Source organism: Chloroflexota bacterium (assembly GCA_013152435.1).
Classification (GTDB): domain Bacteria; phylum Chloroflexota; class Anaerolineae; order DUEN01; family DUEN01; genus DUEN01.
Window position 1 is genome coordinate 12104 of sequence record JAADGJ010000027.1, and the last position, 11588, is coordinate 23691.

Here is an 11588-nt window from a genome sequence, read left to right on the forward strand (position 1 = left end):
GCTCTCTCGCGTTTGGGTGGAGAACCACGCGCTGGACCTGTTGCGTCGCGTGCTCCTGGGGCCTTCTGAGTCATGATGGCTCGCTTTCGTGGGATCATATCAAGTTGCTATCACCGCTAAAGGATGCTATAATAACGTCCGTTGGGAACATCCATAGAGGGCATGCATGACGCGAGTCTGCTTCGTTTTCCTGGACGGTGTAGGGCTGGGCCTCGATGATGACGCGAACCCTCTCGCTCGCGTGTACATGCCTACGGTTCGACGGCTGCTGGGGCGTCCTCTGATCAACGGCCCCGCCGTCGAGATGCCTCGCCTGTTGTTTCGTCCCCTGGATGCCTCTCTTGGGGTGGAGGGCCTCCCTCAGAGCGCGACCGGCCAGACGACGCTTTTCACCGGCGTGAACGCGGCGAAGGCGGTCGGGCGCCACGTGTCCGCCTTCCCCACGGCAGCGTTGCGCGAGATCATCGTCGAGCACAGCCTGCTCAAACGGGCGGTGGAGATGGGGAGGCGGGCGACCTTTGCCAACGCCTACTCGCCTCAATATTGGGACAGGGTGAAGGAGCGACGGTTCCGTCACTCCGCCACGACCTGGGTCAATATGGCGGCCGGTCTGGAGTTCCGCAGCTTCGACGATCTCGCCCGGGGCCGGGCCGTGTATTGGGACATCACCCATTGGATCCTGCACCAGCGAAACGGGCGATATCCGATCCCGTTGATCGAGCCGGAGGAGGCGGGACGCCGTCTGGCGGCTCTGACGGCCGAGCACGATCTGGTCCTCTATGAGAGCTTCCTGCCCGACCTGGTGGGGCATCGTCGGCTGGACGTGGCGCCGGAGTCGGTCGTGAAGTTGATCGATCGCTTTTTGGCCGGGTTGCTGGATCATCTGCCCGAGGGGGCTACGATGGTGCTGTCCAGCGATCACGGGAACATCGAGGACACGCGCACGAAGGCGCACACCTATCATCCGGTGCCGTTGCTGGTGATCGGCCCGGGGACGGCCGCGTTTCGGGATGCTCGATCCATTTGTGATGTCACGCCCGCGATCTTGCGGCTGCTGGAGGGAGGGTGAGCCCGATGGGGGAAGGCCCTCTCACGGTGAGGTGTGTGGCCGTCGGGTCGACCAATCCCGCGAAGGTCGAGGCTGTGCGGTCGGTGGTGGAGCGGATATGGCCGGCCGCTGAGATCCGGCCGGTGGAGGTCGATTCCGGCGTCTCCAACATGCCCATGTCCGATGCGGAGACACGTCGCGGCGCTCTGATTCGCGCGCGTGCGGCGTTGGAAGTGACCGATGCGGACCTGGCTATCGGTTTGGAGGGTGGGGTAGACTCGCTCCCCGAGGGGATGTTCGTGTGCGGCTGGGTGGCCGCGGTGGACCGGCATGGCCGGGTGGGGATGGGCGCCAGCGGCCGGATCCCGCTTCCCCCCGTGCTGGCCCGGGCGGTGGCCGCGGGCCAGGAGTTGGGGCCGGCCATGGACGCGTTGAGCGGGATGCGGGAGACGCGACGCGGCCCCGGCACCGTGGGGATCCTCACCAACGGCCTGATCACCCGGCCGCAGGCGTTCGCCTTCGGCGTGGCTTATGCGCTGACCCCGTTTCTGCATCCGGAGTGGTATGCGGATGGGTAAAGCGCCTGGCGCGTGCCATCTCTCCCGTGGGGGATCTGTGGAGGGTTGATGCGTTCTCGTCTCATCGTCGCATGTATCGTGGTGTCGATCTCGCTTGTCGTTGGGCTTCTGACCTCTTGTTCCTCTCGGGAGAGCCATGCCGCCGCGACGTCTGGTTCTTCCCCATCCGTCATGGTGTTCCCGGGCGTGGTGACGCCTACGCCGCGCCCGACGCAGCCCCCCGGCGTGGTCCGCCCAATTCTGCCCACCGTCCCCCCTGACCAGCGACCGACGCCGACGCCGGAGTACGGGAACCCTCCCACGCCGATCCTCGGCGACGTCCGCATTCCCCGTTCGATGGCGAATACCGAGAATCTGCTGATCCTGGGCTCCGACCAGCGTAAGCCGGGCACCCCCTGGCGGACCGATGTCATCATGGTGGTCGCCATCGATCGACAGAACGAGCGAGTGGGGGTGGTCTCCATCCCGCGGGACCTGTGGGTGAAGATTCCCGGTGTGGGATGGAACCGGATCAACACCGCCGACTTCTACGGCTCCTGGCTCAAGAGAAAGAATAAGAACGGGAAGAAGGGGGAGAATCCCCAAGGCGAGGAGGGGGTAGAACTTCTGAAGGAGATCCTGCGTCAGAACATGGGGATCCCCATCCACCACTACATGCGCGTGGACTTCAACGTGTTCAAAGGCTCCGTGGACGCCCTGGGGGGCATCACCGTGACCGTCGATTGTCCGCTGCGGGATCCCATCTGGGATAAGCCGGGGCAGCGTTGGAGGTTGGAGCCGGGGGAGTATTTCATGACCGGAGAGGATGCCCTGAAGTACGTCCGTTCCCGTCACAATGGGGGCGATCTGGATCGGGCGCGACGGCAGCAGCGTGTCCTGTTGGCTATGCGTGATCGCGCTTTGGAGATCAACCTGTGGCCACGTATCCCGGCGCTGTACCGTGAGTTCCGTGACAAGATCGTCACCGATCTCGGCCCATTGGAGATGCTCGATCTGGCGCGGCTGGCGTTGCGCGTGCGGGAAGAGAATATTCACGGGTTCGTCATCGGACGCCCCATGGTGCGCGATTGGATCACCCCCGGTGGGGCCATGGTGTTGGTGCCCGATTACGAGAAGATCCGGAGCGCCCTGGATGGGCTGTTCGACCTGCCGCCGCTCTCGCAGATGAGCGATCGTCGGGGGCACTGTCCCTGAGGGGCGTGGCTGTCCGGGTAGGGGGTGGCGTTGAGTTGGTTTCCTGGTAGGGCGCTTCGGGCCCGGGTCGGCGGCCGGCCGGGCGTGATGGGACTGATCAGGGATCTGGCGGCCAGCGTCGTGATGCTTTACGGCGGGGCCGTTGCGGCCTGGCTGATACTGCGCCTGTTATTCCCCGACTCCCGTTGGTCATGGCTGGCGCTGGCCAGCACGTTCGCTCTGTACCTCTTCGTTCCCCTGCTTCTGATTCTGCCGCTGGCCTGGCTTGCCCGCTCCCGATGGGCGTGGAGGGCGGCAGCCTTTCCTCTGTTCGTCTTCCTGTGGATGTTCGGTGGCCTCTTCCTGCCGAATCCGCCGGCCGGGCAGGGGGATGGCCCCACGCTCACCGTGATGACGTTTAACGTCTGGGGGTTCAACAATCGCGCCGCCTCGGTTGCCTCCGTCATCCGCCGGGTCGATCCGGACGTCGTGCTGCTGCAGGAGACACGAGGGTGGATGGCCTCCGATCTGCGGGAGGAGCTGGGTGAGGAGTACCCGTATGTGGTCCTCCCTTATACCTCTCCATCGGGGATGTTGAGCATCTTCAGCCGCTATCCCATCCTCTCCTCCGAGTGGGTGTCCTCGCCGAGCATCTGGCGATGGGCGCAGCACGCCGTTCTGGACATCGATGGCCGACAGGTACACGTGGTCAATCTGCATCTCAGCTCGTCGTCGAGCATCTGGCGATTGCGAGACCTCACCTGGCGGCTGAGGAGCACGTATATCCAGCGGGAGAAGGAGGCCCGCACGTACCAGGCGTTCCTATCCAGGCTGGATGGCCCGGTGATCGTGGCCGGTGATTTCAACACGACCGATCAGACGACCGCCTATCACATCCTGACGAAGGGCCTGCGAGACGCCTTCCGCACGGCGGGCTGGGGACTGGGGCACACCTATCCCGCCCAGCCGTGGCGCTTCCGTCGCTTTCTCGTGCCCGCGCGCCTGGTGCGTATCGATTACATCACCTATTCTCCCCACTGGAGCGCCGTGAGGGCCTACATTGGCCCGTGGGATGGCGTATCGGATCATCTGCCCGTGGTGGCGGAGTTGCGGCTGCGATAGCCTCGCATCCAGATGCCCGGCGATCGCTGGCGCTGGATCGCCGGGCGGGGGATCACGTTCCCAACGCCTCCTGCACCTGCCGTCGCTGCTCGGGGGTCAGCGTGATCTTCCCCGCGGCCGCGTTGGATTCCAGCTGCTGGACCGATGAGGCCGAGGGGATCACGGGGCCCATCCCGGGCAGGGTGAGCATGTAGGCCAGGGCCAGCTGATTCAGCTCCAGTCCCCATTCGTGTGCCAGGGCGGCCAGCCGGTGCAGCTTCTCCATCACATCCCCGCTGGTGTCCTGATCCAGCGTGCCCTCATCGTACAGGCGGTCCCCCGGGCCGACCTTCGAAAGGTCCAGGTATCTCTCCGTCAGCAGTCCCCGTGCCAGCGGGCTCCATGCCACGAAGGAGATCCCCGTGCGGGCCGCGTATTCCAGCACGCCTGGGCGGGACGCCGATTCGCCGTGCAGGATGTCGAACTGGTTCTGTACCGCGATCACCCGACATCGGATGGAGGTGCTGGCTTCGACCGCCCGGTAGATGGAGAGCTGGTCGGTCGTAAAGTTGGAGACCCCGAAGTAGCGCACCAAGTCCCGGCGGATCAGGTCTTCCACGGCTGCCAGGCTCTCCTCCACCGGGGTGTCCGGATCGAAGGCGTGGAAGTACAGGAGGTCGATGTGGTCCACCTGGAGCCGTTCCAGGCAGGCATAGACGGAGTCCAGAATGTTGCCCCTGGAGAGGCGGCTGTGGTTGGGAGTGCGCCCGTCCATGCCGCCGAAGACCTTGGTCGCCAGCACGATGTTCCGCCTCTGATCCGGGTTGCGTTTCAGCCAGGCCCCGATCACGCGTTCGGAGTTCCCCGACGCGCCGTTGTAACGGTTGGCTGTGTCCCAGAAGGTCACGCCCAGCTCGACGGCCCGATCGAAGATCTGGAAGGCCGTCCTCGCGTCCACCCGAGAGCCGTCTCCCGTCTCCGGATAGCCGATCTTCCATGTGCCCAATCCCACGTTGGACACGCGCAGCCCCGATCTTCCCAGGATCCGGTAGGGCATACCGTTGAACTCGTCCGTGGTCCAGGGCACGTTGTACAGGTCCGGGCGTATTTGGGTGTAGTCCATGACGGCGCCTCCTGAGGTACTGGCGAATCATCCTGAAAGCGGCGGTAGATGGCGACGGGAAGTGGCGTGCCGCCGCTCACCCTCAGTATACGTTCCCCGATTGGCCGTGTCAACGGAGCGCGCTCTTTGGTAGTGTATCTTTTTCGGTGGAAATACAGCGGGGAGTTTGAGGGGCGCAGCCCCTCAAAAGAAACTTCCTTGTTTCAGTCCCTGACCTGCCTTTCCCGGCCTTGTCTGCCCGAATCAGGCCGGGAAAGGGCAGGTTCCAGGCTGAAAAGGTGAATGTTTTGGCGGAGGGAGGTTCCTCCGCACCGCCCCTGCGGGCTTGCGATGGGCATCATGCCCTTCACGGTTCAGTGCGGTGCTACCGGGTGATGCTCTCATGAGGGCTGGGAGGTGAGGATAGACCGCGTTGACGCCCTTCCCGGTCGACAGTACAATGTGCTCGCGGGACCAGTCCAAAGCGAGCGAGGGAGGAACATGATCCTGAAAGGAAAGCGCATCCTCCTGGGCGTCACCGGGGGGATCGCGGTATATAAAGTGGTGCATCTGGCCAGCCGGCTGACCCAGGCCGGGGCCCACGTGGACGTGGTGATGACGGAGGCGGCCACGCGTTTCGTCGCTCCCATGACGTTCCAGGCCGTCACGCAGCGGCCTGTGTACGTCGATCCGTGGCAGCCGATCCCCGACGGCGAACATGCTCGCATCGCCCACGTCCACCTGGCGCGATCAGCCGACCTCTTCGTCGTCGCCCCGGCTACGGCTAACACGCTGGCCCGGCTGGCCCACGGCCTAGCCGACGATCTGCTGACCTCGACCGCGCTGAGCTGCGCCGCGCCGTGGCTCATCGCGCCGGCCATGGAGTCGCACATGTGGGCGAGCCCGGCGACCCAGGCCAACGTGGCGACTTTGCGGGACCGGGGGGTGACCTTCGTGGGCCCCGCGGCGGGCCATCTGGCGTCGGGCGCGAAAGGCGTGGGGCGCATGGTGGAGCTGGAGGAGATCGTGGAGGCCGTGCGGGCGCTCCTGGGCCGGGATGGCCCGCTGGCCGGCCGACGCGTGGTCATCACCGCGGGGGGCACTCGCGAGCCCATCGACCCAGTGCGCTATATCGGCAATCGCTCGTCCGGCAGGATGGGGGTGGCCCTGGCCCGGGCGGCGCGGGATCTGGGCGCCGAAGTCGTTTTGATCCACGGCCCGTTGCAGGTGCCCGTGCCATGGGGCGTGGAGGCGAGATACGCGGAGACGGCCCAGGCCATGTACGAGGCGACCATGGCGATCCTGCCGGAGACGGACGTGCTGGTGGGCGCGGCAGCGGTGGCGGACTTCCGTCCGGCCGAGCCGGCCGCGGATAAGGTGAAGAAGGAGGGGGCGCAGGAGCTAGTCATCCGGCTGGTGCGCACGCCGGACATCCTCGCCGAGGTGGGGCGTCGGCGGCGCGAGCTGGGGCGGCCGCAGGTGGTCGTCGGGTTCGCCGCGGAGACGCGAGACCTCATCGCGTACGCGCAGGAAAAGCTGCATGCCAAGAACCTGGACATGGTGGTCGCCAACGACATCTCCGCTCCGGACGCGGGCTTCGCCGTGGACACGAACCGGGTGACGATCCTGCGCCGGGGGAAGGAGCCCGAGCCGTGGCCGCTGTTGCCCAAGGATGACGTGGCCGAGCGGGTGATGCAGGAGGTGGTCGCGCTCCTGCACCGGGTGGAGGAGGCGGACGATGAGTAAGGTCGTGAGGATCACCGACGTACCCGGCATCCGGGTGGGCCATGCCACCGACGAGCAGGGGATCACGGGGTGCACGGTGGTGCTATGCGAGTCCGGCGCCGTGGTGGGCGTCGATCAGCGCGGCGGCGCGCCCGGCACCCGGGAGACGGACTTGGCCCGCCCCATGCACCTGGTGCGGGAGGCGCACGCGGTGGTTCTGGCCGGGGGGAGCGCCTTTGGCCTGGCCGCGGCGGATGGGGTCATGCGCTGGCTGGCCGGGCATGAGGTGGGGTACGAGGCGCTGGGTGTGCGGGTGCCCATCGTGCCGGCGGCCATCCTCTTCGACCTGGCCCTGGGGGATCCGCACGCGCACCCGGATGCCGAGATGGGATGGCGCGCCTGTGAGGCGGCGACGGATGGCCCCATTGCTGAGGGAAGCGTCGGCGCGGGGACCGGCGCTACGGTGGGCAAGGTGTTGGGCATGGAGAGCGCGATGAAAGGGGGCATCGGCACGGCCGCCGAGGACCTGGGGAACGGATTGATCGTCGGCGCACTGGTGGCGGTCAACGCCCTGGGCGACGTGGTCGACCCCGCCACCGGGGGGATCCTGGCCGGCGCGCGCCTGCCGGACGGCGGGTTCGCGGATACGCTGGCCGTGCTGCGGCAGATGCGCATCCAGCCGCCGCCTGGGGAGTCGACGGTGATCGGCGTCGTGGTCACCAGCGCTCGGCTGGACAAGGAGGGGGCCTGTAAGGTGGCGCAGATGGCGCAGGATGGGCTGGCCCGCGCGGTGCGCCCGGCTCATACGATGTACGACGGCGATACCTTCTTCGTTCTGGCCACGGGGGATGCGGCGGCGGACGTGAATCTGGTGGGCGCGTATGCGGCCGAGGTGGTTGCCAGCGCCATCGTGCGGGCGGTACGACAGGCCAGGGGTCGGGGGGGGGTGCCCGGCTTGGCGGATGGCGGCGTCGCGTCAGTGTGACCTCGTCCTCAAAGCTCCTGATCTCTCCGGCCGGGGATGGGGACTTTGCAGGCAGCTCTAGAGTGCTCAATCCGCGGTGCTATTTCTCGGAAATTCGTCAGATATTCATTTTCATAGTTGACAGGAAGCCGAAAACGCGTTACATTAGGTCTGGCTCTGGCCGTGTAATCATCGTGCGAGGTTTGGCCCTAGAGCGACAAGGGGATCTCACATCTCAACACGGAGGTATCTATCATGGCACATGTGATCACGACCCTGTGCATCCGAGACGGCGCCTGCGTCGAGGTCTGCCCGGTGGAGTGCATCGTTCCGGGCCCCAAGGACGACCCGGAGTGGGGGAAGTACTTCTACATCGACCCCGATACGTGCATCGACTGCGGGGCCTGCGTGCCCGAGTGCCCCGTGGAGGCGATCTTCCCTGAGGAGGATCTGCCGCCCGAGTACGCGGATGATGCGGAGATGAACGCCAGGTACTTCCAGGAGGGGCCTGGTTATTGGGACTTCGACCTGGAAGAGGAGCGTGTGCGCGAGTGACATCGGCGTCATCGGTGTTGCAACGAAGCCGAAGCTGATCAGTCTGACACAGGGGGGCGAGATAGAAGCCTCCCTTTTTTCATAGAGAGGAGAGTCCCGGATCCGCAAAGGGTTCGGGATTCTGATCTTGTAGGGGGTACGTGATCGCGCCTTTACAGAGGTAGTGTATCTTTCCGGTGGAGATATAGCGGGGAGCTTTAAGGGGCGCAGCCCCGCAAAAGAAACCTCGGGCCTCGCGGAATCTCCACCATTTTGGATACACTGCCGCCTTCACGGACGCTTGTTGTGACCGCACATTTGTGCTATGATGGTGCTACCCGTCAGGAGGGTTGGTCACCAGATGTCGAGCGCATCCGATCCGTTGGATCGATTTCTGCCCGCCACCCGGCGGTGGTTCCTATCCACCTTCGGCCAGCCGACGCCCCCTCAGTCGATGGGGTGGCCGCCGATCCAGCGCGGCGAGCACACGCTGATCCTCTCGCCCACCGGGTCGGGGAAGACGCTGGCCGCGTTCCTGTGGGGGATCGATGCCATCTTCCGGGAGATAAGCGAGTCGGCGAGTCAGCGAGTTAGCGAATCGGCGAGTCAGCGAGTCGGCGAGAGGGAGGAGCCGGGCGTGCTGCGCCTGGTGTACATCTCGCCGCTGAAGGCGCTGAACAACGACATCGAGCGGAACCTGCGGGTGCCGTTGGCCGGGATCCGCCGAGTGGCCCGGGAGTTGGGCGAACCGTTACCGCCGCTGAAGGTGGCTGTGCGCACCGGCGATACGCCGCGATCCGCCCGGGCGGCCATGACGCGCCGTCCGCCCCACATCCTGATCACCACCCCTGAGTCCCTCTACCTGATCCTCACTAGCCCCGTGGCGAGGGAGATGTTCCGCGGCGTGCGCACGGTGATCGTGGACGAGATCCACACCCTGGTGGGAGACAAGCGAGGGGCTCATCTGGCCCTCTCGCTGGAACGGCTCACGCGGCTGGCCGACGGGCCCGTACAGCGCATCGGCCTCTCCGCCACCATCCGACCGCTGGACGAGGCCGCTCGCTTCCTGGGCGGTCTGATGTGGACGCAGGATGATGGGGAGCCTCGCCTGGTCCCGCGCCCGGTCACCGTGGTGGACGCGGGGCACGACAAGCCGCTGGACCTGGAGGTGCAGACGGTGGTCGAGGACTTCCGCCATCTCCCCGGCGGGTCCATCTGGCCGGCCGTCATCCCGCGTCTGACGCAGTTGATCCGCCAGCACCGGACCACGCTCATCTTCTGCAATAGCCGCCGCCAGGCGGAGCGCGTGGCCGATCTCCTGAACGAGCAGTTGGCGGCCGAGGATGAGGGCCGCGTGCCGCCCGGCGTCAGCGCCATGCTGTTGCCCAAACCGGAGGGGGGCGAGGTCGCTCGAGGGCGGGGGATCTTCGCTCCCGGCGCCGGCGGTCCTATCCGTGCGCACCACAGCTCCATGTCCCGCGAGGCCAGGGAGCAGATGGAGGAGCAGCTCAAGCGGGGCGAGCTGCCCGCCCTGGTGGGCACCTCCTCGCTGGAGCTGGGCATCGACATCGGCGCTATCGACCTGGTGGTGCAGTTGGGCAGTCCTAAGAGCGTGGCCCAGGGACTGCAGCGGGTGGGGCGTTCCGGCCATCTCGTGGGGCAGACCTCCGTCGGGCGCATCCTGCCGCTGCATCGAGAGGACCTGATGGAGGCCGCCGCCGTGGCCCGCGGCATGTTGCGCCGTGAGGTGGAGCCGGTGTACGCGCCGCGCAACCCGCTCGACGTCCTGGCTCAGCAGATCGTGGCTATGACGTCCGTGGAGACCTGGCGCGTGGACGATCTATACGCGCTGGTGCGGCAGGCGTACCCCTACGGCGAGCTCTCGCGGCGGGCGTTCGATTCCGTGCTCGACATGCTCTCCGGGCGTTACCCCTCCTCCGTCCATCGAGAGCTCCGGCCGCGGCTGGTGTGGGATCGCGTGAACGGCACGGTGACGGCGTTACCGGGCGCGCGGCTGCTGGCGTTACGCAACGGCGGCACCATCCCCGACCGCGGCACCTACGGTGCCTATCTGCCCGACGGTCGCACCCGACTGGGGGAGCTGGACGAGGAGTTCGTGTTTGAGACCCGGCCGGGGGACGTGTTCATGCTGGGCTCTAACACATGGCGCGTCCTGGAGATCACTGAGGATCGGGTGATCGTGGCCGAGGCGCCGGGCGAGGTCCCGCGCATGCCGTTCTGGCGCGGGGATTACCCCTGGCGACCCTACAGCCTGGGGCGAGCGGTGGGGGCGTTCCGGCGGGAGGTGGCCGAGCGGGTGGCCGCGATTCAGACACCTCCCGAAGGGGAAGCGGAGATTGGAGATGGGTTGGAGGCGTACGCGGAGGTCGTCGAGTGGTTGCAGCGAGAGTGCGCCCTGGACCGCAACTCGGCACGCAACGTGATCGCCTATGTGCGTCGCCAGCTCGATGTCTTGGGCGCCATCTCGTCAGATCGCACCGTCATCGTCGAGCTGTTTGAGGACGCGATCGGCGAGCCCCGCATGGTGATCCATTCCCCCTTCGGCGGACGGGTAAACGGCCCCTGGGGCCTGGCGCTGGCCTCCGCGCTACGGGAGCGCACCGGCGTCGAGGTGGAGTTGCAGGTGAGCGATGACGGCATCCTGTTCCGCTTCCCGGACGCCGATCGGCCGCCGCCGGTGGACGTCGTCCGGGAGATGACGCCGGAGGAGGCACGCGAGCGCATCCTGCGGGAGCTACCCGATTCGGCCGTGTTCGGCGCTCGATTCCGACAGAACGCGGCCCGGGCGCTGTTGCTGCCCGGCCGGCGGGGGAAGCGCACCCCCTTCTGGCTGCAGCGACTGAAGGCCCGGGATCTGCTGGCCGCCGTCCGCCAGCTTGAGGACTTCCCCATCGTCGCCGAGACGTATCGAGACTGCCTGCGCGATGTCATGGACCTGGCCGGGTTAGAGGAGGTGCTGCGGGAGATCCAGGCTGGGCGCATCCGGGTGGTCACGGCCGAGACCGTCGTCCCGTCGCCGGTGGCCGCCAGCCTCCTGTTCGACTTCATGAGCGTGTACGTGTACGAGTGGGACGCGCCCAAGGCCGAGCGCCAGTTGCAGCGGCTGGCTGTCAGCCGGGAGATGCTGGCCGATCTCATGGGCGACCCGGAGCTGGCGCGCCTGCTTCGGCCGGAGGCCATCGCCGAGGTGACCGCTCGCGCGGCGCGCACCGATGAGGCCTTCCGGGCGCGATCCGTGGACGAGCTGGCGCTGCTGTTGCAGGAGATGGGCGACCTGAGCGAGGAGGAGATCGCGGCGCGCGCTCAGCCGGGCTGGCGGGAGTGGCTGGCGGAGCTGGCCGC

9 protein-coding genes are annotated in these 11588 nt (G+C 66.7%); 8 read left to right on the top strand and 1 reads right to left on the bottom strand.

Features of this window, described 5'->3' with window-relative positions:
• Window positions 1–166: 166 nt before the first annotated feature.
• The 4 genes from GXP39_03535 to GXP39_03550 are packed head-to-tail and all read left to right on the top strand — an operon-like array spanning window position 167 to window position 3921.
• The gene (locus GXP39_03535; protein NOZ27112.1) at window positions 167–1069 is read left to right on the top strand and encodes a metalloenzyme; all 903 of its coding nucleotides are present in this window, start codon (window positions 167–169) and stop codon (window positions 1067–1069) included.
• A 5-nt stretch (window positions 1070–1074) separates the two neighbouring features.
• The gene (gene yjjX / locus GXP39_03540; protein ID NOZ27113.1) at window positions 1075–1626 is read left to right on the top strand and encodes an inosine/xanthosine triphosphatase; all 552 of its coding nucleotides are present in this window, start codon (window positions 1075–1077) and stop codon (window positions 1624–1626) included.
• A 48-nt stretch (window positions 1627–1674) separates the two neighbouring features.
• Window positions 1675–2820 (top strand): LCP family protein, encoded by a 1146-nt coding sequence (locus tag GXP39_03545; GenBank protein NOZ27114.1) that lies wholly within the window; start codon window positions 1675–1677, stop codon window positions 2818–2820.
• A gap of 30 nt (window positions 2821–2850) precedes the next feature.
• Window positions 2851–3921 carry a hypothetical protein gene (locus tag GXP39_03550; GenBank protein NOZ27115.1) on the top strand — a complete coding sequence of 357 codons (1071 nt, stop codon included), beginning with the start codon at window positions 2851–2853 and terminating at the stop codon, window positions 3919–3921.
• A gap of 52 nt (window positions 3922–3973) precedes the next feature.
• Here GXP39_03550 and GXP39_03555 read toward each other — a convergent pair whose 3' ends face one another.
• The gene (locus GXP39_03555; GenBank protein ID NOZ27116.1) at window positions 3974–5023 is read right to left on the bottom strand and encodes an aldo/keto reductase; all 1050 of its coding nucleotides are present in this window, start codon (window positions 5021–5023) and stop codon (window positions 3974–3976) included.
• A gap of 480 nt (window positions 5024–5503) precedes the next feature.
• Between GXP39_03555 and coaBC the strand changes: the two genes are divergently transcribed.
• From coaBC to GXP39_03575, 4 genes are all read left to right on the top strand, one after another.
• A complete protein-coding gene (coaBC, locus tag GXP39_03560) occupies window positions 5504–6748 on the top strand; it encodes a bifunctional phosphopantothenoylcysteine decarboxylase/phosphopantothenate--cysteine ligase CoaBC (GenBank protein NOZ27117.1) in 1245 nt (414 codons plus the stop codon).
• Entirely contained in the window at window positions 6741–7712 is a 972-nt protein-coding gene (locus GXP39_03565) for a P1 family peptidase (protein ID NOZ27118.1), read from the top strand. Before coaBC ends, GXP39_03565 begins: the two co-directional genes overlap by 8 nt.
• A 234-nt stretch (window positions 7713–7946) precedes the next feature.
• Window positions 7947–8246 carry a 4Fe-4S dicluster domain-containing protein gene (locus tag GXP39_03570; GenBank protein ID NOZ27119.1) on the top strand — a complete coding sequence of 100 codons (300 nt, stop codon included), beginning with the start codon at window positions 7947–7949 and terminating at the stop codon, window positions 8244–8246.
• A gap of 304 nt (window positions 8247–8550) precedes the next feature.
• Window positions 8551–11588 (top strand): DEAD/DEAH box helicase (locus tag GXP39_03575; GenBank protein NOZ27120.1); only part of this gene is annotated, 3038 nt, incomplete at its 3' end.